This window comes from Streptomyces sp. NPDC021356, from assembly GCF_040641015.1.
Taxonomy (GTDB): domain Bacteria; phylum Actinomycetota; class Actinomycetes; order Streptomycetales; family Streptomycetaceae; genus Streptomyces.
This window is the reverse complement of record NZ_JBFACU010000003.1, coordinates 402,086-428,113: the sequence shown is the minus strand read 5'-3', so window position 1 is coordinate 428,113 and position 26,028 is coordinate 402,086. Positions and strand designations below refer to the sequence as shown.

Annotated in this window: 14 protein-coding genes and 1 pseudogene; 4 read left to right on the top strand and 11 right to left on the bottom strand. The window is 74.9% G+C overall.

The genetic code is table 11. The annotated features are described in order from the left end of the window. Positions 1-601: 601 nt before the first annotated feature. Positions 602-1,513 carry a GntR family transcriptional regulator gene (locus tag AB0G56_RS05900; protein WP_360964227.1) on the bottom strand — a complete coding sequence of 304 codons (912 nt, stop codon included), beginning with the start codon at positions 1,511-1,513 and terminating at the stop codon, positions 602-604. 166 nt (positions 1,514-1,679) lie between these two features. Between AB0G56_RS05900 and AB0G56_RS05895 the strand changes: the two genes are divergently transcribed. Both AB0G56_RS05895 and AB0G56_RS05890 read left to right on the top strand, forming a co-directional pair. Beyond that, the gene (locus AB0G56_RS05895; RefSeq protein WP_360964224.1) at positions 1,680-2,513 is read left to right on the top strand and encodes a (2Fe-2S)-binding protein; all 834 of its coding nucleotides are present in this window, start codon (positions 1,680-1,682) and stop codon (positions 2,511-2,513) included. A gap of 325 nt (positions 2,514-2,838) precedes the next feature. Beyond that, a complete protein-coding gene (locus tag AB0G56_RS05890) occupies positions 2,839-3,876 on the top strand; it encodes a DUF2637 domain-containing protein (RefSeq protein ID WP_360964221.1) in 1,038 nt (345 codons plus the stop codon). A gap of 66 nt (positions 3,877-3,942) precedes the next feature. Here the strand turns inward: AB0G56_RS05890 and AB0G56_RS05885 are convergent, their stop codons facing one another. From AB0G56_RS05885 to AB0G56_RS05875, 3 genes are all read right to left on the bottom strand, one after another. Continuing rightward, positions 3,943-4,398, bottom strand: a complete 456-nt coding sequence (locus tag AB0G56_RS05885) for an ATP-binding protein (protein ID WP_360964218.1) — start codon at positions 4,396-4,398, stop codon at positions 3,943-3,945. A gap of 584 nt (positions 4,399-4,982) precedes the next feature. After that, on the bottom strand, positions 4,983-6,725 hold the full coding sequence (locus AB0G56_RS05880) for a pyruvate dehydrogenase (protein ID WP_360964215.1): 1,743 nt from the start codon (positions 6,723-6,725) through the stop codon (positions 4,983-4,985). A gap of 136 nt (positions 6,726-6,861) precedes the next feature. After that, positions 6,862-8,550 (bottom strand): protein phosphatase 2C domain-containing protein, encoded by a 1,689-nt coding sequence (locus AB0G56_RS05875; protein ID WP_360964212.1) that lies wholly within the window; start codon positions 8,548-8,550, stop codon positions 6,862-6,864. A 457-nt stretch (positions 8,551-9,007) separates the two neighbouring features. On the opposite strand from AB0G56_RS05875, the gene AB0G56_RS05870 reads away from it, so the two are divergent. Together AB0G56_RS05870 and AB0G56_RS05865 are read left to right on the top strand one after the other, a co-directional pair. Further along, a complete protein-coding gene (locus AB0G56_RS05870; protein ID WP_360964209.1) occupies positions 9,008-10,000 on the top strand; it encodes a helix-turn-helix domain-containing protein in 993 nt (330 codons plus the stop codon). Between the two features lie 64 nt (positions 10,001-10,064). Beyond that, positions 10,065-10,436 (top strand): annotated as a pseudogene (locus tag AB0G56_RS05865) (PPOX class F420-dependent oxidoreductase). A gap of 56 nt (positions 10,437-10,492) precedes the next feature. On the opposite strand, the gene AB0G56_RS05860 reads toward AB0G56_RS05865, so the two are convergent. The 7 genes from AB0G56_RS05860 to AB0G56_RS05830 form a co-directional block, all read right to left on the bottom strand. After that, positions 10,493-11,014, bottom strand: a complete 522-nt coding sequence (locus AB0G56_RS05860) for a methylated-DNA--[protein]-cysteine S-methyltransferase (protein ID WP_360964272.1) — start codon at positions 11,012-11,014, stop codon at positions 10,493-10,495. A 128-nt stretch (positions 11,015-11,142) separates the two neighbouring features. Continuing rightward, positions 11,143-12,540 carry an AlkA N-terminal domain-containing protein gene (locus tag AB0G56_RS05855; protein WP_360964269.1) on the bottom strand — a complete coding sequence of 466 codons (1,398 nt, stop codon included), beginning with the start codon at positions 12,538-12,540 and terminating at the stop codon, positions 11,143-11,145. A gap of 117 nt (positions 12,541-12,657) precedes the next feature. Further along, a complete protein-coding gene (gene rsgA, locus AB0G56_RS05850; protein ID WP_360964206.1) occupies positions 12,658-13,818 on the bottom strand; it encodes a ribosome small subunit-dependent GTPase A in 1,161 nt (386 codons plus the stop codon). A 270-nt stretch (positions 13,819-14,088) separates the two neighbouring features. Then, positions 14,089-16,659: a hypothetical protein gene (locus tag AB0G56_RS05845; RefSeq protein WP_360964204.1), complete on the bottom strand. Its 2,571-nt coding sequence runs from the start codon at positions 16,657-16,659 to the stop codon at positions 14,089-14,091. Then, positions 16,656-18,827 (bottom strand): hypothetical protein, encoded by a 2,172-nt coding sequence (locus AB0G56_RS05840; RefSeq protein ID WP_360964201.1) that lies wholly within the window; start codon positions 18,825-18,827, stop codon positions 16,656-16,658. The genes AB0G56_RS05845 and AB0G56_RS05840 overlap by 4 nt, the downstream gene beginning before the upstream one ends. 88 nt (positions 18,828-18,915) lie before the next feature. After that, positions 18,916-21,846, bottom strand: a complete 2,931-nt coding sequence (locus AB0G56_RS05835) for a hypothetical protein (protein ID WP_360964198.1) — start codon at positions 21,844-21,846, stop codon at positions 18,916-18,918. Beyond that, positions 21,843-25,925 carry a tubulin-like doman-containing protein gene (locus AB0G56_RS05830; protein ID WP_360964195.1) on the bottom strand — a complete coding sequence of 1,361 codons (4,083 nt, stop codon included), beginning with the start codon at positions 25,923-25,925 and terminating at the stop codon, positions 21,843-21,845. Before AB0G56_RS05830 ends, AB0G56_RS05835 begins: the two co-directional genes overlap by 4 nt. Between the last annotated feature and the right edge of the window lie 103 nt (positions 25,926-26,028).

Genomic DNA, 26,028 nt, shown 5'->3' with positions numbered 1-26,028 from the left:
CACCCCCCAGGTCATCCACTCGACAGGGGGGAACAGTCATGCCGGGCCCGGAGGCCAGCGGCCCTCTTGCAGGACCGCGAAGAAGATAACGGGGGCAGGGCATGCGGAGGCCCCGCTCTCGCCGCGGACGGCGGGGCGCGCCACGGCCGGCGGGGCGGCGGGACGGCGGCTCTCGGGACGGCGGGCGGCGGGACGGCGGCTCTCGGGACGGCGGGCGGCGGGGCGGCGGCTCTCGGGACGGCGGGGCGGCGGGGCGGCGGGTCGGCGGGCGGCGGGCTGGAGCTTTGCCGGGTTCACTGCACCTGAGGGGCGACAGGCCGGGCAAGCGGGCCCGCTATCGCGGCGGCTCGCGGGGCGGCGGGGCGGCGGCTCGCGGGGCGGCGGACGGCGGGCTGGAGCTTTGCCGGGGTCGCTGCGCAGGGCACCACAGGCCGGACGCCCGAGGGCCCGCTCTCGCGGCGGGGCGGCAGGCGGCGGGGTGGCAGGTGGCGGGGTGGAGCGCCGCGCAGGCGGCGGCGTGGGCCGCGCTCCGCGCACGGTCGGGGGCGGTCAGTCCGCCGGGGTCACGCGGGCGGTCAGTCCGCCGGGGTGAAGCGGGCGGTCAGTCCGCCGGGGTGAAGTGGGCGGTCAGGAGGGCGCGTACCGTCTCCGTGTCGCGGGCGACCAGGGCGTCGAGGAGGGCCGCGTGCTGGGCCGCGTCGGCGATCAGGGCGGCGCGCGCGGGCCGGCCCAGGACGCCGACCAGCGGCCACTGGGCCCGCCGGTGCAGGTCCTCGGCGATCCGCAGGAGCTGTTCGTTGCCGGAGAGCGCCAGCATCGCGCCGTGGAAGGCGCGGTCGGACTCGGCGTAGGCGGCCCGGCAGCCCGAGGACGCGGCCCGGACGGTGGCCTCGGCGAGCGGGCGCAGTCCGGCCCACCGTTCGGCGGGCACGGTGCGGGCCAGCCGCAGCAGCACCGGGACCTCGACCAGGGCCCGCACCTCGGCGAGTTCGGCCAGTTCACGGGCGCCGCGTTCGACGACCCGGAAGCCGCGGTTGGGCACGACCTCGACCGCGCCCTCCAGCGTGAGCTGCTGCATGGCCTCGCGCACCGGGGTCGCGGAGACCCCGAACCGTTCGCCGAGCGCGGGCGCGGAGTAGATCTCCCCGGGCCGCAGCTCGCCCGTGACCAGCGCCGTACGCAGGGCGTCGAGGACCTGGCCGCGCACGGAGGAGCGCCGCAGCGGGGGGCCCGGGTGGTGCGGGGCGGGGCGTTCGCCGTGCGTGTGCTCGCCGCGGGTGGCGCCGTCCCCGTGGCCACCGGGCGGGGTGTCACACTCCGGCCGCCGGGGCCGCGAGCCCGGTTCCGGGCCTGGCTGTGCGGGCTGCCCCGGCCGCGCCCCGGCTTCCCGTCGCAGGTCGGCGGCGTGCGGCTGCCGGGGAACGTGAACGGCGCCGTCGCCCGGCCGGGACCACGGCGTCCCGGCCCCGGCGGCCCCCTCGGCCGCGGCGGGGTCCTGCGCGCCCTGCTTCACGGTTCTCCTCCGGGCTTGGGGGTGCTTGGGGTCATTACGACGGGTTGCTGTTCGTCCGTCAAGCACCTTAGGCGCAACTGGCCACGGGTTCACATTCCGTCGAAGTCGAGTAAGGTAAGCCTTACCTGAAAACGCACCTCCTTCGAACGCGGATCGGCGGTCCGGCATGCCCCTGCTCGCTTCGGCCGTGGCGGACGCCTACGCCCGCCTCACCAAGGCCTTCCCCGGCCTCTCGGTGACGGAGTCCGGCCCCGCGGAGAGGGCTCCGCGGGGCGGCGCCTGGCTGCGGGCCGCCGACCTCGCCGAGGGCGGCCCCGGCCTCGACGCGTTCCTGGCCTGGGACGAGGCACAGGTCCTGCGCGACTACGGGACGCGGGCCCGCCCCGACGTGGTCGCGAGCTTCGGACTGCACCGCTACGCCTGGCCGGCCTGCCTGCTCTTCACGGTTCCGTGGTTCCTGCACCGCAGGGTCCCGCGCCTGCCCGCGACGCACGTCTGGTACGACCGCGCCGCCGGCCGCATGGCGGTGCGCCCCGTCTCCTTCGCCTGCCTGCCGGACGACCCTGCGGCCACACTGCCAGGCGCCCGCGTGGTGCGCGACGAGGAGACGCTGCGGGCCGAGGTGCGGGCGGCCGTCGCCGAGCACCTGGACCCGGTCCTCGCCGGCTTCGGCCCGCGCATGCGGCGGCGCGGGCGGGCCCTGTGGGGCATGGCGACCGACGAGGTCGTCGAGGGCCTGTGGTACGTCGCCCACCTGCTCGGCGAGCAGGAGCGGGCGCGGCACGAGCTGGAACTGCTGCTGCCCGGCGCCACCCGCCCCTACGTCGGTTCGGCGGCCTTCCGCGAGCTGACCGGCCCGGACGGCGAGGCGCTGCCCACCCGCGACCGGGCGAGCTGCTGCATGTTCTACACGGTCCGCCCGCAGGACGCCTGCGCCACCTGCCCGCGCACCTGCGACGCCGACCGGATCGCCAAACTGACGGCCACGGCCGCCGCCTGAGGCTCCGTCACCCCGTCACGCGGTCCGGCGGACCGCCGTACGTCCCGTAAGATCGTCCACGAACGGGACACCTGCACGGGTGCGACGGCCACGGGAGGTTCACAACTCCCTCACCCGTCGCGGGAACTTTCCGCGGAACCATCCGTACGGGTAGTCTTATTCGAACTCAACTCCCGCCCCTCATGCGGCAGTTCGAGCAGAACGCCGTCCGCGGGCATCCCCTTGCACCTCCTTGGCGGCCTCTTGCCCCGAAACCCCCTGAGGGCCGGTGGGATTGGGCCACTATGGCGGGCGTCACGCCCTATCCCCATGCAAGGGACCCCAGATGAGACTGACCGACATATCGCTGAACTGGCTGCTTCCGGGCGCCGTACTGCTCCTGGGCGTGCTGGCGGCGGTGGCGGTGCTCGCGCGCGGCAAGCGGTCCACCAAAGGGAACGCGAGCAACGACGACTCGTGGGAGCGCAGCGAGGAGCGCCGCAGGCGCAAGGAGGCCGTCTACGGCACCGCCTCCTACATTCTCCTGTTCTGCTGCGCGGCGGTCGCCGCGGCGCTCTCCTTCCACGGCCTGGTCGGCTTCGGCGAGCAGAACCTCGGCCTGAGCGAAGGCTGGCAGTACCTGGTGCCGTTCGGCCTGGACGGCGCGGCGATGTTCTGCTCCGTGCTCGCGGTGCGCGAGGCCAGCCACGGTGACGCGGCACTCGGCTCCCGGCTGCTCGTGTGGATGTTCGCCGCCGCCGCGGCCTGGTTCAACTGGGTGCACGCGCCCAGGGGCGTCGCCCACGCGGGCGCGCCCCAGTTCTTCGCCGGCATGTCACTGTCGGCGGCGGTCCTCTTCGACCGCGCCCTGAAGCAGACCCGGCGCGCCGCCCTGCGCGAACAGGGCCTGGTCCCGCGCCCGCTGCCGCAGATCCGCATCGTGCGCTGGCTGCGGGCCCCCCGGGAGACGTACCGCGCCTGGTCGCTGATGCTCCTGGAGAACGTGCGCAGCCTGGACGAGGCCGTCGAGGAGGTGCGCGAGGACTCGCGGCAGAAGGAGGAGACCCGGCGCCTGCGGCGCGAGCACGAGCGCGTGGAGCGCGCGCAGCTCAAGGCGATCAGCCGGGGCCACCGCGGCTTCGGCGGCCGGGGCGGCCGGCAGGGCGAGGCACAGGCCCTGGAGCGCGGCTCCTCCCAGGTCTCCGCGGAGCCTGCCATATCCGCGGAACCGCTGCCGGTACGCGCCCGTCCCTCGCTCCAGCCCGTCCGCAAGGGCGCTGACGCCCTCACGGTCGACCTGACCGCGGAGGACGACACACAGGCCCTGCCGCGCCTGGACTCGCTGGAGCGCAAGCTCAAGGATCTTGAACAGCAGTTCGGCTAGGACGTCGCGAGACCGAGGGCAGAGGGGAGAAGGGAGAAGGAGGCCCTTCTCCCCTCTTCTTCGCCCTCACGCCGCCTGACGCGCGCCCAGTTCGAACCAGACGGACTTGCCGACGTCGTGCGGGCACACGCCCCAGTCGTCCGCGAGGGACTCCACCAGGACCAGTCCCCTGCCGCCCGTGTCCTCGGCGGCGACCGGCACCCGTGGCCGCGGTCCGCGGGCCACGAAGTCCCGTACCTCCACCCGAAGTCCGCGCGGCGAGACCGTGGCCGTCAGGATCGCGTCGTCGTCCGTGTGGACGAGTGCGTTGGTCACCAGTTCGCTCGTGAGCAGTTCGGCGACGTCCGAGGTGTCCGGCCGCCCCCAGCGGTCCAGCAGTTCGCGCAGGGCCCGGCGTGCCTCGGGCACCGCCCGCAGGTCCGCCCGGCCCAGCCGGCGCCTCAGCTGGGGCGCCTGCGGCACTCCCGCCGCGCCGTCGGCCTCTTCCTCCGCCGTCCTCACCGAGGAGGCCCCTGCCGTCACGGGACCGCCCCCTCGCGCCTGACTCGTCATCTCCCCCGCCCGCGTGCCGATGTCGGTTCCCCTCCAGCTCGAACACGTTCACGGGAAACCATGCCCCCGCGGGATCCACGCCAGTCATGTCGAATCATCAACGACCAATTGTTCGGCCATCGCCGCGGCCCGTCACGGCGACGGCGACCGGCGTGCCGCTCACGCTTCGGGGGAGCCTGCCCTGTCGTCTCCGACCCGGCTTCGCCGGATGCCAGGGGGTGCCGGGGAGCACTGCCGTGGCTGCCGGGGCACTGTGCGCCCGGGCGCCCGCCTGCTCGTCTGTTCTCCGTCGGCTGCGCCCTGGGTGTCAGTCCCCCGGCGCCCCGCCTACGCTCCGGCGGCATCCGTGCGTGGCGGGGCGCCGACCGCCGCGCGAACTTGGCCGGAGCACGACGCTTTCCGTGCCCCGACGGCGGACGCGGAGGGGGAGCGGCGGGGCGGCGGGCGGCGGGCGGCGGCCGGCGGCCGGCGACGCAGGACGCGCACCCCCCGCCGTCACGCGGACGCGGACGCGGAGGCGTAACGATCGCGGTCTCAGTGGCGCGGCAGCGGTCTCAGGGGCGCGGCACATTGCGCAGGTTGGAGCGGGCCATCTGCACCATCCGCCCCACCCCGCCGTCCAGCACGATCTTGGACGCCGACAGGGCGAAGCCCGACACCATCTCGGCGCTGATCTTCGGGGGGATGGACAGGGCGTTGGGGTCGGTGACGACGTCCACGAGCGCCGGCCCCTTGTGGCTGAAGGCATCCTTCAGGGCACCCGCCAGGTCCTTGGGCTTCTCCACCCGGACGCCGTGCGCTCCGCAGGCGCGGGCGACGGCCGCGAAGTCCGGGTTCTTGTTCGTGGTGCCGTACGAGGGCAGGCCGGCGACCAGCATCTCCAGCTCCACCATGCCCAGTGAGGAGTTGTCGAACAACACGACCTTCACCGGCAGGTCGTACTGGACCAGGGTGAGGAAGTCCCCCATCAGCATGGAGAAGCCGCCGTCCCCGGACAGGGAGACCACCTGCCGGTTGCGGTCGGTGAACTGGGCGCCGACGGCCATCGGCAGCGCGTTCGCCATCGAGCCGTGGGAGAAGGAGCCGATGATCCGGCGCCGGCCGTTGGGCGAGATGTAGCGGGCGCCCCAGACGTTGCACATGCCGGTGTCGATGGTGAACACCGCGTCTTCGGCGGCGACTTCGTCGAGTACGGCCGCGACGTACTCGGGGTGGATCGGGATGTGCTTGTCGACCTTGCGCGTGTACGCCTTGGCGACCCCTTCCAGGGCGTCCGCGTGCTTCTTCAGCATCCGGTCGAGGAAACGGCGGTTCTTCTTCTCCCGCACGCGCGGGATCAGGCACCGCAGGGTCTCCTTCACGTCGCCCCACACGGCGAGGTCCAGCTTGGACCGGCGGCCCAGCACCTCGGGACGCACGTCGACCTGGGCGATCTTCACGTCGTCGGGCAGGAACGCGTTGTACGGGAAGTCCGTGCCGAGCAGGATCAGCAGGTCGCACTCGTGGGTGGCCTCGTAGGCGGCTCCGTAGCCGAGCAGACCGCTCATCCCGACGTCGTACGGATTGTCGTACTGGATCCACTCCTTGCCGCGCAGGGCGTGTCCGACCGGGGACTTGATCCTCCCGGCGAACTCCATCACCTCGGCGTGCGCGCCCGCCGTGCCGCTGCCGCAGAACAGGGTGACCTTGCCGGCCTCGTCGATCATCCGGGCCAGCCGGTCGATCTCCGCGTCGCCGGGCCGGACGGTGGGCCGGGAGGTGACGATGGCGGTCTCGGCGGCCTTCTCGGGGGCGGGCTCGGCCGCGATGTCGCCGGGCAGCGTGACGACGCTGACCCCGCTGCGGCCGACCGCGTGCTGGATGGCCGTGTCCAGCAGCCGGGGCATCTGCTTCGGGCTGGAGATCAGTTCGCTGTAGTGGCTGCACTCCTGGAACAGCCGGTCCGGGTGCGTCTCCTGGAAGTAGCCGAGCCCGATCTCGCTGGAGGGGATGTGCGAGGCGAGGGCGAGGACCGGGGCCATGGAGCGGTGGGCGTCGTACAGGCCGTTGATGAGGTGCAGGTTGCCCGGGCCGCAGGAGCCGGCGCAGGCCGCCAGCTTCCCGGTGATCTGCGCCTCGGCGCCGGCGGCGAACGCGGCCGTCTCCTCGTGTCGCACGTGGATCCAGTCGATGGCGGCGTTGCGGCGGACGGCGTCGACGACCGGGTTGAGGCTGTCCCCGACGACGCCGTACAGGCGTCTGACACCGGCGCGGACGAGGATGTCGACGAACTGCTCTGCGACGTTCTGCTTGGCCATGCTCCCGGCACCCTTCGGTCTCCGGACGGCGGCTGCGGACCGCTGCGGCTGCCCTGCGGCTGGTGGGCCTCCCGCCGGTGCCTGCTGCCGTCGCCCGGTGCGGACTCCTGGGTCCATGAATTCACAGCCCGGCCGCTCACGCCTCCCACACGGCCGCGGCCGTACGGTCGTCCGCGTAGCCCTTGACCCGTACCTGGGCGTCCGCCAGGAACGCGGCGAGACCGGGCGGTGCCGGATCCGACCACCGGCGGGCGAGGTGCGCGCCCAGTTCCTCCTCGCCGCGCAGGGGCTCGGCGAGGCCCGCCGTGCACATCAGGAGGGTGTCACCCGGCCGGGTCAGGCAGGCCCGGAAGCGGAACGGCTCGGGGGGCGGTCCGGACACCGGACCCGCGCCCGGGTCCACGGCGTACGCGGCGGGCGGGGCCGGGAGGCCGAGGTCCAGGGTGAGCCGGTCGCCCTCCGGCGTCTCGGCCGGACCGGACAGAGGGGACGGGTGGGAGGAGTGGGAGGACTGGGAGACCGCCCGTGGGTCTGCTGCCGGGCCGTCGGCCGCCCGGGGTTCGATGTCCTGCCAGGTGCCCTCCCGCAGCCGGAAGAGTCCGCCCGCGCCGACACCGAAGAAGACGCGTGTGCGGCACGCGGGGTCGGCGGGCAGGAGCAGGCAGCGCAGCGTCGCCGCGTACTCCTCGGGCGGGACGCCCAGTTCGGCGGCGCCGGCGCGGAGCCTGCCGAGGCTGCGGTCGGTGAGGCGGTGCAGGCCGGACTTCAGCTCGCCGCGCCGGGCCGCCCTGATGTCCTCGGCCAGCCGGACGTGGCTGCGGCCCACCGCCCGCGCGATCCACCGGCACACCTCGGCCGCCGCGCGGTGGGCGTCCGGTCTCGCCCGGGCGCCGGTGGCCATCGCCACCAGGACCAGCGCCTGCTCGCCCGCGCCGAACCGCGCGGTGAGCAACGCGTCCCGCCGCGGCTCGCCCCGGTAGCGCGGCGAGTCCCCCCGCACGGAGACGGCCCGCAGGGTGCAGGCCCCGTACCTGGCACCGTCCAGCACCGTGTCCGGCACCAGCTCGTCGAGCCCGTCCGGGTCGGCGGCCGGGAGCGCGGTGGGCTCAGCGTCGTAGGTGGGCGGCCCGGAGCCCACGTGGGTGACGAGGAGGGGCGGTGCGTATCCGCCCGGCGCGCTGTCGGCCGGCGCCGGGGGCTCGGGGTGGGGCTGGGGACGGGGCTCGGCTTCGAGGTCCGGGGCGAAGGCCGGGTCGGAGTCCGGGGCAGCGGCGGGTTCGGGTCCGCGGGGGCCCGGCGGGAAGGTCGTCGGGCCGGCCGGGACGGCCGCTGGGGGCTCCCAGGGGGCTCGCTGCCACCCTTCGGCTGCGGTGTTCGGGTGCCGGTCGACCGGTCCGCCGACCGGTCCGCCGACGGGTCCGTGGGCAGGTCGGCCAGGAAGTCCGTCGCCGGGCCGGCCGGCAAGTCCGTCGCTGGGCCGGTCGGCAGGTCGCCCCGCAGGCCCGGTGGCCGTTTCCGGCGGCCGCGGGGACGGCCCGGGTGTTGCGCCGGACTCCGGAGCGGGGCCCGGTCGGGGTCCCGGTCCGGTTTCCGGTCCAGGACTTGGTGCGGGTCCGGGATCGGGTTCGGGATCGGGTTCGGGCGGGTGCTCGTCCCTGGGGCCGGTCCGTGAAGGGCCGCTGTCCAGGGTGCCGGCGGCCGAGGCGAAGCGGTCGTCCAGGGAATCGGCCGCGGCCGCCGGACCGGTGTCCTCGGTGGAGTCGTCGTACAACTGCCGCCACCAGTCGTCCTCATGACCGGTGGGCCTTCCCCCCTGCTGGCTCATGCCACCGATTGTCCACCGCGGGGGCGGGATGAAAACGGGGCATCCGGAAAATCCCGCCCGTGCCCGTGCCGGGAACGGCCCGCCGGACGACATCTCGAATACCCGTGCGGAACCATGCCGCCGGGCGGTCCCACCCCCCACGGGAGAACCGCCCGGCGACGTCTGAGGGACCCGGAGCCGGGTCGGTCGGGGCGGCTCCGGTGCCTTCGGCACCTCCGCCACCGTGTGCGCGCAGCCCCCGCGCGCGTACGCCGTACACGCCGTTCGCGTCGGCGCGGGCCGCCACGCCTGCCGTCCGGCGGCCGGGCCGTCCGTCGGCGCTCCGTGGTGCCACCTTGTCAGGATGACCAGGGGTACGGCGATGATGTCGGGCGGCGGGTTTGCGCCGTGGCTGTTTTCCGCCACCACCGGCCCGCCGTGGTCGGTGACGTGCGCTGAAGGGGAGGAACGGCAGCTGATGCTGGCAGCGATAGGGCTGGACGAGAGGCACGAGTCGGCGTATCGGGCCCTGGTGTCCGTGGGGGCGGCCGACGTGCCCGATCTCGCGCGGCGGCTGATGCTCGGCGAGCACGAGACCGAGCGCGCCCTGCGCCGCCTGGAGCGGCACGGGCTCGCGGCCCAGTCCTCGGCCAGGCCGGGCCGCTGGGTCGCCGCGCCGCCCGGCGTGGCGCTCGGCGCGCTGCTCACCCAGCAGCGGCACGAGCTGGAGAAGGCGGAGCTGGCCGCCGCGCTGCTCGCCGAGGAGTACCGGGCGGCGGCGGCCGAGCCGGCCGTGCACGATCTGATCGAGGTGGTCACCGGGGCGCCGGCGGTCGCGCAGCGTTTCGTGCAGTTGCAGCTGGGTGCCGTCGACGAGGTCTGCGCGCTGGTCACGGACACTCCGATGGTCGTCTCCGGGATGGAGAACGAGGCCGAGGAACAGGCGGCGGACCGCGGGGTGCGCTACCGGGTGGTGGTCGAGCGCGCGGTGCTTGACATGCCGAACGGCATCACGGAGCTGTCCGCCGCGCTCGGCCGCGACGAACAGGTGCGCGTGGTCGACGAGGTGCCGACCAAACTGGTGATCGCGGACCGGGCGCTGGCCATGGTGCCGCTCACCTCCAGGATGGCGGAGCCCGCCGCGCTCGTCGTGCACTCCAGCGGCCTGCTGGAGCTGCTGTCGGGTCTCTTCGAGTCGGTGTGGCGGGGTGCGCTGCCCCTGCGCCTGGGCGCGTCCGGCGTCACCGAGCAGGGCCCGGCGGGACCGGACACCACCGACCTGGAGGTGCTGTCCCTGCTGCTGGCCGGCCTGACGGACGCGAGCGTCGCCAAACAGCTCGACCTGGGGCTGCGGACCGTGCAGCGCCGGGTGAAGCGGCTGATGGAGCTGACCGGCGTGACCACCCGGCTGCAACTGGGCTGGCACGCCTACGAACGGGGCTGGGTGGCCCGGGAACGGCCCGGCGGCTGAACCGGCGCCGGGGATGCCCCGATGCGGCTGCCGCACCGGCCGCACGGGGTGATTGGGTGCTGCCATGACCGAATTCACGGAGGCGGAACGCGCCTATCTGAGGACGCAGCGGCTGGGCCGGCTGGCCACCGTCGATCCGTAGGGGCAGCCGCAGGCCAACCCCGTCGGCTTCTTCCCGCAGGACGACGGCACCATCCTGGTCGGCGGCGCGGCGATGGGCCGTACGAAGAAATGGCGCAACCTGCGGCAGAACCCGAAGGTCGCCCTGGTGGTCGACGACATCGTGAGCGTCAGCCCCTGGCGGGTCCGGGGCGTCGACATCCGGGGAGAGGCCGAACTCCTCACCGGCCCGCACGCGTTGGGGCCGCGGTTCAGCGAGGAGGTGATCCGCATCCGGCCGCGGCGGATCCACAGCTGGGGCCTGGAGGACGGCTGACCGGCGGACGGTGGACCGGGCGCGGGCACGGGAGCGGGCACGGGAGCGGAGGCGGCCTACGGCAGCGGCACGCCCTCCAGGGCGAGCAGCCGCACCTTGCGCTCCAGGCCGCCCGCGTAGCCGGTGAGCGAGCCGTCCGCGCCGATCACCCGGTGGCAGGGGCGCAGGACCAGGAGGGGGTTGGCACCGATGGCGCCGCCGACGGCCCGCACGGCGGCGCGGGAGGCCCCGATCCGGGCGGCGATCTCGCCGTACGTGGTGGTCGTGCCGTACGCAACGGTGTCGAGGGCGGTCCACACCCGTTCCCGGAACGCGGTGCCGTGGGCGCGCAACGGCAGGGCGAACTCCTTGAGTTCACCGGCGAAGTACGCGCGCAACTGCTCCTCGGCCGCGCGGAACGGCCCCGGGTCGTGCCGCCACCCCTCCCCCACCGTGCGGCCGCCCTTCTGGCCGGGCACGGACAGGGAGGTGAGGACGCCGTCCGCGTCGGCGGTGAGGAGCAGCGGTCCGAGGGGGCTTTCGCACCGCGTCCAGTACGTCGCCTCCACGGCCGCTTCGGCCGTCGTCGCGGTGGTCATGCCGGTTGTGGGGCCGGTGATCATGCCGCTGGTCATGCCGGTGGTCCTGTCGGTTGTCCTCTCGGTTGTCCTCTCGGTGATCACCTCGCTGGTGATGGCGGTGGTCGTGTCGGTGGTCATGTCGGTGGTCATCGGATCTCCAACTCCTTCGCCGCACGCAGGTGGTGCAGGGCGTACGAGCGCCAGGGGCGCCAGCTGTCGGGGGCGGCCGCGCAGGGCGGGGCCACGTCGGGGTCGCCGAGGGCGCGGGTGCGGATGGCGGCGACCGCGGCGGCGTCGAGGCCGGGCAGGGCGAGCAGCGCCCGGTGCGCCTCGTCGCGGTCGGCGCCCGGGTCGAGCCGGACGGTGCCGTCGGCGAGGGCGGCGGCCAGCGCGCCCAGGGGGCCCTCGGGTTCCGCCCCGGCGACGACGGCCGGTTCGGGGAACAGGTGGGTCAGGGTGCCGCAGGGTGCGTCCAGCGCCTTGCCGTAGCGCCGTACCAGCTCCCCGGCCGCCGCCGGCTCCAGCAGCGCCCGCAGCGCGGCCTCCTCCGGGTCCGCGGCACCCGGCGAGCGCAGCCCCGGCCGGGCGGCGACCAGCGGGGCCAGCCGCGGATCGGCGCCGAGCCGGTCGTCGACGGCGTACGGATCCGCGTCGAGGTCGAACAGCCGCCGCAGCCGCTGCACGGCCGTCGTCAGGTCGCGGGGGTCGGTCAGGTGCAGCCGGGCCTCCAGCCAGCCGCCCGGGTGGGCGCCGGACGCGGTGCGCGGGGCGCCGGGGCGCTCGTCGACGGCGACGATCCCGGTGCCGTAGGGCAGCCGCAGGGTGCGCCGGTAGGTCCGGGCGCCGGCCGCGCCGCTCACCTCCTCGACACCCGGCACGGCCTCGCGCTGGAGCAGGTCGAAGACCGGCCCCACCTGGTACGGCCCCCGGTGGGCCAGCCGCAGCGGTATCCCGGCGGTCGGCACGGCGGCCCGGCGGTGCCTGGTCCGGGGGGCGGCGGCCCGCAGCTCGCTCGGGGTCGCCGCGTAGACCTCGCGGATCGTGTCGTTGAACTGCCGCACGCTGGCGAACCCGGCCGCGAAGGCGATCTGCGTCACCGGCAGGCCGGTGGTCTGCAGCAGGACGCGCGCGGTGTGCGCGCGCTGCGCCCGGGCGAGGGCGACCGGCCCGGCGCCCACCTCGGCGGTGAGCTGCCGCTGCACCTGCCGCGCGCTGTAGCCGAGCCGTACGGCGAGACCGCCGACGCCCTCCCGGTCGATCACGCCGTCGCCGATCAGCCGCATGGCCCGGCCGACGACGTCCGCCCGTACGTTCCACGCGGCCGAGCCGGGCACCGCGTCCGGCCGGCACCGCCGGCAGGCCCGGAAGCCCGCGCCCTGGGCGGCGGCGGCCGTGGCGAAGTACCGCACGTTGCACTGTCTCGGAGTCATGGCCGGGCAGCTGGGACGGCAGTAGATCCCGGTCGTGGCGACCGCGAAGAAGAACTCGCCGTCGAACCGGCCGTCCCGGCTGCGCACCGCCTCGTACCTGCTGTCCTCGTCCATCACGCTGTCCGTCACGCTGTCCAGTGTCCGCCCCCGGCCCGGACCGGCGCTGGCGGAAATCGGACACGGGCCTGGCGACGTTTCGAGGACCCTGTTCGAGGCCCCTGTTCGAGGACCCTATGCCCAGCGTCCGCGCTTCGCCTCCATGGCGGCCCGGCCCTCCGCGCCCTTGCGCTTCCAGTCCCGCCGGATCTCCGCGCGCAGCCGCGCGTCGGTCTTCGCGACGATGCGCTGGTTCTCGCGCAGCAGCTTGCGGTAGCTCTCCAGCCGCCGCTCGGGCAGTTCACCCGCGTCGACGGCGGCCAGTACCGCGCAGCCGGGCTCGCGCAGGTGGGCGCAGTCGTGGAACCGGCACCGCGCGGCCAGCTCCTCGATCTCGGAGAACACCTGTCCGACCCCGCTCTCGGCGTCCCACAGGCCCACCCCGCGCAGTCCGGGCGTGTCGATCAGTACGCCGCCGCCGGGCAGCGCGAGCAGGTTACGGGTGGTCGTGGTGTGCCGGCCCTTGCCGTCGACGTCCCGGGCCGCCTGCACCTCCATCACGTCCTCGCCGGTCAGCGCGTTGGCGAGGGTCGACTTGCCGGCTCCGGACTGGCCGAGCAGCACGGAGGTCCCCGCGCTGACGGCGGCGACGAGCACGTCGAGCCCGGCCCCCGTCAGCGCGCTGACCGGCAGCACCGGCACGCCGGGCGCCGCCGTCTCCACGTCCTGGACGAGGTACGACAGCGTCGCCGGGTCCGGTACGAGGTCGGCCTTGGTCAGCACGACCAGCGGCTGGGCACCCGACTCCCAGGCCAGGGCCAGGAACCGCTCCATGCGGCCGAGGTCGACCTCGAAGGCCAGCGACACGGCGACGATCGCGTGGTCCACGTTGGCGGCGAGGATCTGCCCCTCGGACCGCTTGGAGGAGGTGGAGCGCAGGAATGCGGTGCGGCGCGGGAGGTACGTCCGCACGTAACGCGGGTTGCCGCCGGGCTCGACGGCGACCCAGTCGCCGGTGCAGACGACCCGCATCGGGTCGTGCGGGGTGACGAAGGCGGTGTCCGCGCGCAGCACCCCGCCCGCGGTGGCGACGTCGCACTGCCCGCGGTCGACCCGCAGCACCCGGCCGGCCAGCAGGCCCTGCTCGGCGTACGGGGCGAACTCCGCCGCCCAGCCGTCGTCCCAGCCGTAGTGGACGAGCGGGTGCTCCCCGAAGGAGGAGAGCGAAGGAGAGGAGGAAGCGGAGGAAGCGGAGGAAGCGGAGGAAGCGGAGGAAGAAGAAGCGGAGAGAGACAAGGGGAACCCTTCACAAGGGCGGCCCCGACCACCCGTACCGGGAGGGCACGGGTCAAGCAGGTGGATGTGTCAGCCGGAGACCGCGGAGGTGGTGTGGATGCTCTGGTGGTTGCGGGCAGCGCCCATCACGGAGACAGCCATGGGTCACACCTCCTGTTTCTCGTCGGGCCGACGGCGGCGGCCGACGGCCACCGCCTGATGCGTCCCCTCACCCTAGGGGCGTCCGCTCCCGGGCGCCACGGATTTTCCTCCGGGCGCCGCGGGCGGGCGTCAGACGTAGGCCAGGGTCACCACGAGCACGATGAAGAGGACGATCGCGCCCACGGCTCCTGCGACCACCCAGGCCGCCCTGTTCACGGGGGGCCGGGAGTCCGGCTCGGGCGGTGGGGGTTCTTGGGGCGCCGACAGCGCGGCGGGCGGCCTGCCGTTCCGGCTGATCACGTCCCGCAGGACCTGGCTCCACACTGTCGGGGGCAGGTCGGGGACCTTGCCGTCCGGCGGTTCGACGAGGCTTCGGCGGAGCCAGGTGCCCGCGGCGGGGTGGGGGTCCCGGCTCATGCGGTGCATCAGCTCCCGCAGGTCGAGCGCGTAGCGTTCGTCCCGGGCCAGCGGGGCCACCGCCCACTGGAAGAGCACGGTCGCCCGTTCGGCCAGGACCGCCCTGGACACCTGGTCCGCACCGGGCGCCTGCGGAGTGAAGTACAGGCCCCTGCGCAGCACTTCGGCGCACAGCTCGTGGCGCATGTCCGGGTGGCGCACCCGCAGGCGTTCGGGTCTGCCCAGCTCGGTCAGCACCAGGTCCAGCGACTCGTAAGGGAGTTGACCGGAGCGCAGCTCGTCCAGGAGGAACCCGTCCGGCCGCGTGCTCAGCTCCGCCGCCAGGGTGGTGCGCCGCGGTCCGTCACCGGGCCGGTGGCCGCGCAGCTCCCCGCGGAGCCCGTGCGCGTCGGGACCGTCCGGGAGGCCCCCTGCGGCCGCCCCCTGGGGACCGGCGTGGGGTACGAGCGGGGGGTACGGGGGTCGGGGGCCGGTTGCCGGGGCGACGGCCGGCGGGGGCGTCGGAGGAGCGGCCGGTGCCGCCGGCAGGGGCTGCTGGGCAGGGGGCGGAAGCGGCCCCTGTTGCGGCCCCGGTGTCCCCGGCGCGGGTGCCGGGAGGTTCGCTTCGGTCCAGTGGGCCCGGCTGTTCCAGTCGGCCCGGGCGGCTCGGGTGGCTTGGGCGTCACGGTCGGCTTGAGCGGCCCGTTCGGCCTGGTCGGCGCGTTCGGCCTGGTCGGCGCGTTCGGCCTGGTCGGCCCTTCCGGTCCGTTGGGCCGGTTCGTTCTGGTCGGCCCTTCCGGTCCGTTCGCCCGGGTGGTCGGTGCGAAACCCACCGCTCCCCGGGGCCGGGAGGACTTCATCGGTCCGGTCGGTGCCGTCCGTCCGGCCGGCCCTGTCAGCCCAATCGGCCCGGTCGGCCCTTTCGGCCCGGTCGCCTCTGCCGGTGCCGGACGCCCTGTCAGGGGCGGCGGCACTGTCCACGCCGGCTGTCCCGTGGGACCAGTAGTCGGTCCTGTCAGGCCCGGGGGCCCCGGCGGGCCCGGGGGGCCAGTCGGGTGCGGCGGTCCCGTAGGCCTGTTCCGTCGGCTGCTCGTTCCGGTCGGCCGGTGCGGTCGACGGGGTGCGGTCGGGCGCTGTGGTCGGCGGGGTGCGGTCGGCCGGTTCGCTGCGGTGGACGGGGTCGCCTGGGTGGAGGGGCGCGCTCGAGTGGAAGGGCTCGCTTCGGTCGAGGGGTTCGCTGCGGTGGAAGGGGTCCCTTCGGTCGAAGGGTTCGCTTCGGTCGAAGGGTTCGCTTCGGTCGAAGGGTTCGCTTCGGTCGAAGGGGCCGCCGCGCTCGGGGTGCGTGGGCCGGGCGGGTCGGGGCGGTGGTGCGGTGCGGGCGGTCGGGTGGTCGGTGTCCAGGATCTCCTGCAGCCGGGCACGCCGCCGGTCCCAGTCCAGGACCGCGCCGTCGGGCAGGTCCTCGACCAGTTGCGGAACGCCGGCGGGCGCCTCCCGGTGCGCGAGGAGGTGCTTCACCAGCTCCGCCGCCGCCCCGAGTTCGATCCGGCGCCCGTCCGGCGCCCGGCCCATGACGCGGGCCAGTGGGCCGGAGCCGCCCGTGTCCGGCTCCCAGCGCGGGACAGCGGTGAGCCGGAGCGGATGGGTGTCCACGGTGTCGTACGTGGCGAACGTCCACTCGTGGCCCAGCCAGGAGCCGAAGACGAGGAACAGGCCGAGGTAGACCAGCGGCACCTGGCTCCGGTCCGGCCAGTCGACCGGGGTGCGTTCGCCCAGGAGCAGGGAGACCCGCTGGGCCGGGTCACGCAGCAGTTCCGCAGTGATCTGGGTGACCGCGTGCTTGACCGTGGGCAGTTGTTCCAGCATGCGGGGCAGCCGGGACAGGGCCAGGTCGTCGAGCCGGGCGCCTTCGATCGCGTCCTGCTGCCCGGAGGCCTGCTCGGCCTTCTCCTGTACGCTCCAGCCGCCGTGGGCGAGGCCGAGGCACTGGCGGGTCTTCAGCGTGCCGGGCGGCCCGACGAGGACATGGCTGACCGTGCTGGGCCGGCCGCCCGGGTCGGTGGTGGGCCAGCGCTGGACGAGCATGACGTGGCCGTCGCGGGAGACGGTGCGCACGACGCTCGGCCGCGCTGCCGCCGCTCCGGACATCCACAGCAACGGGCCCAGTTCGCGGGCGAGTTCGGCGGCCCGCTCGGGCGGGCAGGAGTAGGCGACGGCGTTCATGCCGGTGCCCTGGCGTCCGCGGTTGCCGTCCCAGCGGAAGACGACCTGGTGCACGGGCTCGCGGCCCTGGAAGTCGTTCACCGGGATTCCCCTCCCGCCGCTCCACCGGCCGTGCCGCCGGTCGTTCCATCAGCCGTGCCACCGGCCGTACTACCAGAGCCCGGCGCCCGGCGGCCGGGTACCGTCTCGAACCCGGGTGCCTCCCCCACCGCGAACGCCTCGGCGCCGCCCGGCACGTCGATCAGCCCGTGCATCGCGAGCAGCGCCAGCAGGGGTTCCAGCACCCTTCGCGGCCCGGCTCCCGCCGGATAGCGGCCGCGGTCCTCCTGGCCGCCGGTGGCGGAGGCGATGTGCAGGGTGCACCGGCGGATCGCGTCGAAGGGCCGCAGCCAGGCCTGGCCCGCGTGCCCGCGCAGCAGACTGTGCACGTCCCGGCTCTCCGCACGCACCAGCGCGGCGTCGAGGGAGGTGGCGGGCGGCCGGCTCAGCCAGCGGTCGACGGGCGGCCGGAACCGCAGCAGGTCCGCCTTGCCGAGCACCATCGCGGCCGGGACGTCGAGGTACGGGCCGTTCTTCGGCAGCCTGTCCAGGACGGTGCCGAAGGCGAGGTCGCCGTCGCGGTTCACCTCGACTCCCCAGCGTTGCCTGGCGTGGTCCAGCTCGGGCAGCGGGAGGGCCAGCGCCGGGTCGACGACGAAGACCAGGGCGTCGACCCCGAGCAGGAACCGCAGCGCCGCGTCGGTGCGGACCAGGTCCTCGCCGCCGAGGTCGAAGAAGGCGACGGGGCGGACCTGTCCGCGGGCATCGGTGATCAGCAGCGACTCCACGAACCGGGCGAAGTCGTCCAGGCCCAGCGCGGCGGTGTGGTCGAGCACGTTGCCGTTGCGCAGCGGCTGCACCCGTTCGCGCACGAACCGGGCGTGCTGCTCGGGGTTGACCGACTGCCAGGTCAGGCCGAACGGCTCAAGTCCGCCGTCGGTGATCGCGGCGATCATCTGGGTCAGCAGATGGCTCTTGCCGGTGGAGGACTGCCCGACCATCGCGACGGTCAGCGGACGGCCGTTCGTCAGGTAGGGGACCGGGATGACGTGCTCGGGGAAGTCCGGGTCCGCCGCGCACTTCTGGACGGCGCCGCGCATGATGTCGTCCAGCACCACGGGGTTGCTGATGCCGGAGACGTCCAGCGGCTGCTTGTACTGCATCGTGTTGTCGGCGACGAACAGTTTCGTCAGGTCCAGCTGGATGGTCTGCAGGCAGTACGGGCAGAGCACTTCGCCGTTGCCCCGCTCGCTCGGGGCCCCGGAACCGTCCCGGGGACGGGCGAGGGGCGCCTGCCGCTTGAGCCGCAGCGCCTCCTCGAACGCCTCCCGGTGCGGGCGCGTCTCGTCGGCGGGCACGGTCAGGCGGATGCGGTCACCGGCGCCCGGCGACACCAGGTCGAGCACTTCGGCGGGCGTCGGCCGGCCGACGGCCCGCGGGTCGAAGGCCTTGCGGAACATCCGGTCGAGCACCCGGTGTTCGCCCAGGTCGGCCGGTGCCCCGTCGGCGGGTCCCGGCCGTCCGGTCACCAGCCGGTAGAGCACCTGGGCGGCGCTCCACACCGCGTCCCGCGAGTCGGCGAGTCCTTCGCCGCGGCGCTGCTCGGGCGAGCAGAACGGCAGCCTGCCCCACGGGCTGCGCGGCCGTCCGGCCCGGGTCACCGCCTCCAGCCCCCACAACTGGACCCTGGCGCCGTCCCACAGGACGGTCGCCGGGGACAGGCCGCGGAGCACCAGGCCCTGCCCGTCCAGCACGCACAGGGCCGTCATCAGGTCCCGGGTGAAGCGCTGCTGGTCGCTCGCCGCCATGACGTGGGTCCGCGCGGCGGCGATCCCGCGCGGGGCGGCGTAGAGCAGGAACGGCTCGGCCGTGTCGAGTTCGTGGCCGACGACCCGCGGGAAGAGCGGCGCGTAGTCGGTGTCGCCGAGCAGGCGGTGCAGGTGCAGGGCGGTGCCGGTCTCGGTCTCCAGGAGGGCGCGCGCCGCCGGGTTCGCCGCGTCCTCGGCGGTCAGGCGGACCTGCACGCACTGCTGTCCCTCGTCGTCCAGCAGGCAGTTGCGGATCAGCTGGGGCAGCAGCCGGTCCCGGCGGGACTCCCGGCCGAAGCGGACGGACGCGACGCGGCGCCCGCCCGCGGGCGTGGTGAACACGAGTTTGCCGGGCGGCGCACCGCCCTGGCCGGGCCCGGCGGAGTGCGTGGGGCTGGTCACCGGCGGTCCTTTCCTTCGTACGTGTGCGCGTGCACCGGTGGGTGCGGGCGCGCGGGGCCGGGGCGGGCACCGCGGGTGCGGAAGCGGGTCATCGGCGTTCGCCGTCCTCCCGGCCGTTCCCCCGGCCGTTCCCCCGGCCGTCCTGGCTGCCGTCCCCCCAGTCGTCCACCCGGTGACTCCCCCAGCGGTCCTCGCGGGCACCTCGGTCGCCTCGGTCGCCTCGGTCGCCTCGGTCGCCTCGGTCGCCTCGGTCACCCTCCCGGCGGTCCTCGACCGGCCGGTCGTACGCGTCGCTTCCCCGGTCGTACACGTCGCTTCCCCGGTCGTACACGTCGCTTCCCCGGTCGTACACGTCGGGCGTGTCGTACGGGTTCCCGTCGTCGTACGGGCCCGTCGCGTCGTACGGGTTCCCGTCGTCGTACGTACCCGTCGTGTCGTACGGGTTCCTGGGGCCTGTGGGCGCGGAGCCGTGGCGGGAGCGGACGGTGTCCACGACGCCGGACCGCAGCGGCGTCAGCCGTACCAGGCCGGCGTACCGTCCCGACGACGTCCACAGGACGTCCTCCGGCTGCGGCGCACCCTCGGCCCGCCAGGCCTTCTCGACCTCGTCGCGCACGGCGCCCGGGGCGAACCTGATCCACCGCGCGTCCGCCGGGTCGCGGCTGAGCAGCGCGCCCTGCTCGGGCGAGGACAGCTGCACCACGGCCTGCCGGTCGGCCTCCGCGCCGACCAGTCGGGCCGGGCGGTAGGGGTCGGTGCCGAGCAGGCTGGCGGAGCCCGCGCGGACCCGGCGGGCGGCGGCGAAGGGAGGCGCCGACAGCACGCCGTTGCGCCGCAGGTGGTGGCGGGCCGTCGACAGCAGTTCGCGGACCCGTTCCTCGGTGCGCCGCACCGCGGAGGTGCCGGCCTGGCCGCGCTCGGCACGCCAGTACGGGACCAGCGCCAGCTGGGCGGCGTCGGTCAGGTCCCCGGCCAGCGTGGCGACCAGTTCCGGTCCGCCCTCGCCGCTCTCGCGGTCCAGCCAGCGCGGCGCTTCCTTCGTGCGGTCCGCCCAGGCGGTGGCGTCGTCGTGGCTCTCCTCGCGCCCGTCGAGCCATGCCGCGTCCGCTGCGGGCACCGCGGCCGGGGTCTCCTCCTTGTAGGCGTACATGCGCGCCCAGCCGCCGTCCTCGTCGTCGGCTCCGGCGGGGTCGTCCGTCTCCAGGACCGAGGCGCTGGAGAGCCAGCCGTCGGCGGCCGGGGCGGTGTCCGGCCGAGCGGTGGCGCGCGGCGCGCCGTCGGACGCGAGCCGTTCCGTCTCGGGCGCCGTCTCCGGCAGCGCCTCGGCCTCGGCGGCGGCGGCCGTCGCCCGGAGCACCCCGGCGACGGACCGGGCGGCGTCCGCGCATTCCAGGCGCTCCTCGACGGCCCAGTGCTCCCGGACCGCCTCGGCCAGCAGCGCGTCGAGCCCGTCCAGCGACCGCCGCATCACGTCGGTCGCCCGGCCCGGCGCCCAGGACGCGGCCGCGGCGCGCCAGAGCCTGCGGGCCGTCTCCGCCGCGAGGCCGAGGCCGATCAGCAGGCCGATGGTGCCCAGCCAGACCGGCGGCTCGGCCGCGTACGCCACCACCGCGCCGGCCACCGCGCCGCCGAACGCCGCGACCCCGGGGGCCACGGCCCAGCGGCCCGGCCGCCCCGAGTCGCGCAGCCGGGACGAACCGAGCAGCGCCGTGGCGACGAACAGCAGCGGAACGGCCAGTGCGAGGGCGAGGAAGGGCCACGGCCACAGGGCGCCCAGCAGCCCCGCCACGGCCGCGGCGAGACCCGCCAGGGGCGGCCCGGGTTCGACGGCGCCGGTCCCGGAGGGGTCGTCGCGGGGGCCTCTGCCGGGGTGCGGGAGGGCGGCGAGCTTGGGCAGCAGCGCCGAACCAGGGACCGGCTCGACCCGCCCGGCCAGGCCGGTGAAACGCTGTGCCACCGACCGCAGCGGCAGTCCCTGCGCCAGCAGCTTGCCCGCGAAGTCCTTCAGCCCCTCCCGGATCTGGTCCTTCACCCCGCCCGCGGGCGGCACCCGCAAGCCGAGTGCGGCGAGCCGGGCGCCCGACTCGGCGGCGGCGGGCGCGGTCCCGCCGCCGCTGCGCAGGGCCGCCCCCACCAGCTCCCGGTACTCGTCGAGCGCCTGGCGCGCCTGTTCGACGTCCGCCTCGAAGGCCGCACGGCGCGAGGCCCTCAGCAGGCCCGGCAGGGTCCGCAGCCCGGCCAGTTCCCCCTCGGCCCGGTCGAGGGCGTCCGTGCAGGCGTGGTAGGCGCCGTCCGCCACCCCGCCCGGTGCCCGGTGCGGCTGGTCCCCGCCGCCCCGGGCCGCCACCAGCCGGCCCAGCGGCTCGGGCAGGTCGGCCCCGGACGAGGCGGTCAGCAGCACGTCCGTCGGCAGCTCGGTGTCCTCGCCCGCGAACCGGGTGAGCGCGTCGCGCCAGGCCCGGTCGCGCACCTCGGGCGGCAGGTCCTGCTCCAGCAGCCGCACGCCGGGCGCGGCGACGGCCTCGGGCAGCGAGCCGACGGCGTCCAGCACGTGGAGGTAGAGGTCGGGCACCGACAGCACGTCCACCAGTACCGCCAGGGCGTCCGGGTCGTCCGGGGCGGGCCGTTCCAGCGCGGTGCGGGCGGAACGCAGGTCACCGGCCCACAGCAGTCCGGTGCCCGAGGACCGCAGTACGGCGGGGCGCACCAGCCGACGGTCGGGCTGGAAGGCCTCGTCGTCGCCCGCGTACGAGCCGGGCGCGCTGCCGACGAGCAGCACCAGGAGCCTGACCTGGCCCACCGCCCGGTAGCCGGTGAGGAGTTCGTACTGGAGTTGGTGGTCGGTGAGTCCGGCCGGGGTGTCGACCACCAGGAACAGCGGGTCGTCGGGTTCCGGCAGGCCGGCCAGGCCCAGTTGCCGGGCGACCCTGGCCCGCAGTGCCGACGGCCTGTCCAGCTCCGCCGCTCCGGCGCGCAGGTCCAGGTGGATGACGCCGCGCGCCTCCTGAGGTGTGCTCACTGGGCGTCACCGTCCCAGGGGTTGTCGCGGTACCGGTCGCGGGAGTCGTCCCCGGCCCCGGGGTACGGTCCCGCGGCGCCGGGCTCGTCCCACGGCACCCGGGGCCCGTCCTCCCGGCGGTCCCGGTCGTCCTCCCGGCGGTCCCGGTCGTCGCCGCGGCTTTCCTCGCGTCGCACGTCCTCGCGTCGCACGTCGTCCCGTCGCACGTCCTCGCGGCGCACGTCGTCCCGTCGCACGTCCTCGCGTCGCACGTCGTCCCGTCGCACGTCCTCGCGTCGCACGTCGTCCCGTCGCACGTCGTCCCGTCGCACGTCCTCGCGGCGGTCACCGGCGTCGCGGTCACCGGTGCCGGGCTTGTCGAAGGAGGGGCGGCCCTCGGCGCGGCCCCCGGACCGACGCTCCCGGTCACGGTCCCCGTCCCGGTCGTACCCGCGCCCCCGGTCACGGTCGTAGCCGCGGTCCGGGTCGTCACCGCCGTCCCGGTCCCGGCCCCAGTCCCGGTCGCGGGCGGGGCCACGGTCGCGGCCGTCCGCTCGGCCCTCCTCGCGCTCGTCGCCGTACCGCCCGCCGCCGTACCGGTCCTCCCTGCCGCCCTCTTCCCAGCCGCGGTCCTCCCTGCCGCGGTCCTCGCGACGGCCGTGCCAAGCGTCCCCGCCGTCCACGGGATCGCGGGCGTCGCGGACTTCGCGTGCGTCCCGGGCATCACGGGTGTCGCGGGCATCACGGGTGTCGGAGGCATCACGGGTGTCGGGGACGCCGCGCCCGGTGCCGTAGTCGTCGACCGGTTCCTCCCACACGCTCCGCTCGTCCCGCTCGTTCTCGCGCCGGTACTGGGAAGCGCGGGGCGCGACGGGCGTCGTGCCGAAGTCGTCGTCCTCGGGCGCCGGGCGCCGGGGCTCGGGTACGTCCTCGCGCAGGCGGGGCCGGGCCGGCGTGCCGCCGCGTACGTGTTCCAGCAGCGTGCGCAGGGTCGGCTGGACGGCACGCTGGTCGCCGAACTCCTTGTCGAGCGCCGCCGGGAGGGTCTCCGCCCAGAACTCCCACAGCGGGCGCACCCAGCCCTCGACCCGCTGCCCGCCCCGCTCGCGGCGGTCCGCGAGCAGGTCCAGCTGGCGCGGGGCGATCTTCTCGACCAGGTCGACGAAGAGCGGGTGCGGTTCGCTGCCCGTGCGGGCCAGTCCGAGCGGCTGTGCGGCCATCAGCTCGTAGCAGTAGTCCTCGACGGTCGCCTCGTCGTCGAGGACCGTCCAGCGCTCGTAGGAGCGCAGCAGCTCCGCCCAGCTCGACACGCCGCCGGGGAAGTCGCCGAGCCGCAGCCGGACGCCGGGCACGTCCGGGCCCGTGTCGGGGAAGAGCCGGAGCCTGACCCGCTGCGGCGAGGCGGCGTCGCCCTCCAGCACGTCCACCTGGCCGTTCCACAGGCAGCACAGCAGCCGGTGCAGGATGGTGCGCCGGTCCTCCTCGGCGCTGACCATCCAGGTGTCCCTGAAGCCCAGCCGCTGGCGCCAGCGCAGGACGTCCTGGGCCTGTTCGTTCTCCTTCGCGCGGGCCCACTGGCGCAGCACCTTGCGGGCCTCGGGCACCTGGGTGAGGCTCATCTCGCTGCGGAAGAGGACGACGGCGATGGAGTCGCTCTCCACCCCCCGGTACTCCACGGAGTTCTTGGCGTCCGAGGGGAGCCGCAGCGTCTTGCCGAGGAACTCCTGCACCTCGTCCACCGCCGTCACCCGGGGGTGGGTGACCAGGACGCGCAGCGGCCCGGTGCCCTCGGGGGTGAAGCCCACGGGCAGCAGTCCGGCCAGCTTGCGGCCGAACACGTCGAGCGTGTCCTTGCTGACCTGGTCGCGGGCGTCCCGGTCGCCCGCGGCGGCGGCGAGCAGGGTGCCCATGGCGGGCAGCAGCGGGCGCTCCTCCAGGTGGGTGCCGCTCTCGGCGAACAGCCGCGTGGTCCTGGCCTCCAGCCGGCTCTTGATCCGCGCGACCGCGCCCTCGGGATCACGGCGGCTGAGGGTGTGGACCTTGCGCCAGGTGTCGCCGTCGATCAGCTTGAGCAGCAGCGCGGACACGTGGTCCTGCTCGCGCAGGTTCTCCCGGCGCAGCAGCCGGGTGACGACGTCCTCGTAGAAGTGGCTGAGGGTGCGCTGCGGCGGCAGCAGGTAGGAGATGCCGGTGCGGTCCTCGAACAGTTCGCGGCCCTTTTGCGCGGAGGACTTGCGTTCCTGGTCGCTGTGGCTGAGGAAGGACCGCACCAGGCGGTCGAGGTCGATGCCGGCCATGTCGGCCTGGGGCTGCCAGTGCTGCTGCTGTTCGCGCCAGGCCTCGTGCCAGATCGAGCGGCAGCGCCACTGGTACCAGGTGTTCTGCTCCTGGAGGGCGGCCTGTACGTCGTCGTCGCCCCAGCGCGCGGGTGCCAGGCCGGCGAGCTGGCCCTTGACGCGGGGGATCTTCGGCGGCTGCTCCGTGACGCCCGGCGGGCGCTGCGGGGCGCGGGCGCGGCTGTCCAGCATGCCGAGGAAGCCGAGCCGGGCGATCTGCTCCTCGCTGTCCGGGACGCCCCTGACGACACGTTCGACGAGGAAGGGGTCGGCGCTCTGCAGGAGTTTGTCGATGGCCGGGCGCGGGGCGAACCGGTCGGCCATGACGGCGGCCTGCCGGCCGGCCTCGGCGCGCAGGTCGGACAGGAGTGCCTGCATGTCGGCGACGCGCTGGCCGAGCGCCGTCTCTATGTTCCGGCCGCCGCGCGGCAGCGGTTCGGGTTCCGGCACCGGCAACTGCCGTCGTTCCCACAGCTCTTCGAGGTGGGAGTCGGCGAACAGCTGCCGGATCATCGGTACGGCGCCCTCGCGCAGTTCGGCGCGCGGCCGCTCCACGAGGTCCGTGACGGCCTCCCGCAGCATCCGGCCGGCCACCAGGTCGGCCAGTTGGTCCATCGGCGCGGTCATGGACGCCACCAGGCTCGTGGACACGCCCCGCCTGCCGATGCCGGTGGGCGAGACGGAGCTGCGGGCGACTCCGCGGTTGATGAAGCTGGCAGCGAAGGTCTGGTAATCGTCGTCGGCGGCCATCTTGCGGCCCTGGGTGCGGCCGTCGCCCAGTTCGGTGCCGATCAGCGACATCACCAGGGAGACGATGGAGCGGCGCAGGTCGTCGGCGCGGATCCCGGCGGTGGGGCTGAACAGGAACGCGGTGGGCAGGATGCCGGTGCGCAGCCGGACCGGGGTGGTGCCCGGGTAGCGGATGCCGAACTTGGCGTCGTGGTCGAGGTCGCCGATCTCGGCGCGTTCGGTGGGCGCGTTCTGCTGGTCGACCAGGCGGAACAGGTCGACCAGGGCGCGGGCGGCGTTGAGTTCGGCCTCGCGTCCGCCGCCGGTGGCCGCGGAGAACGAGGACGGCATCACCACGAGCGGGTAGATCTTGACGCCGTCGAAGCGGCGCATCTGGAAGGCGTGGTTGATGAGGTGCAGGTAGTCCAGGAAGATCCCGGCGCCGGTGCCGCCGGCCACGGAGAAGGCGACGAAGACGTCGCAGCCGTTGACCTTGCCGCCGCCCAGTTCGCTGAGTTCGCCCGCCGACTTGGCGATCGCGTCGATGGCCTGCACGAGGGGTTCCAGGACCGGGGCGAGGCTGTGCCGGAGGGTGGCGAACAGGGCGGCGCGGCCCACGGTGGGCAGCTGCCCGGCACCGTTGTGGAGTGGGGTGACCTCAGGTTCGCCGGTGATCGGCGGCAGCCAGCCGGCCACCTCCTCGCGCAGGCTCGCCCGGAGCATCTTGGTCACTTCGGGTGAGCTGTCGAAGTTGGGCAGCAGGTTGTGGGTGGCGCGTGAGGTGCGGGCGTAGGCGGCGCGCAGCGAGGGGTCCACGTTGAACTGCGGCAGCCGCTGGAGGTCGCTCTCGCTGTAGTCCGCGTACACGAACTGGAGGCAGTCGGGCAGTTGGAAGGGGGCGTGGCCGTTCATCCGGCTCAGCGCCATGCCGTCGGGGCCGCACAGTTCGACGCGGAGCCGGCGTTCCAGTTCGGCGCCGACGAGTCCTCCGGTGCCGCCCAGGCCGACGAAGAGCATCGGCTGGAAGATCTTCATGGTTTCCTCCCCGCTCGCGGCCGGGCCGGCCGCGGTTCGTGCTCGGTGCGTTCGTTGATTGCGTGCGGCGCGGCGGACGCGGCGTGCCCTGCGGCCGCCGTGG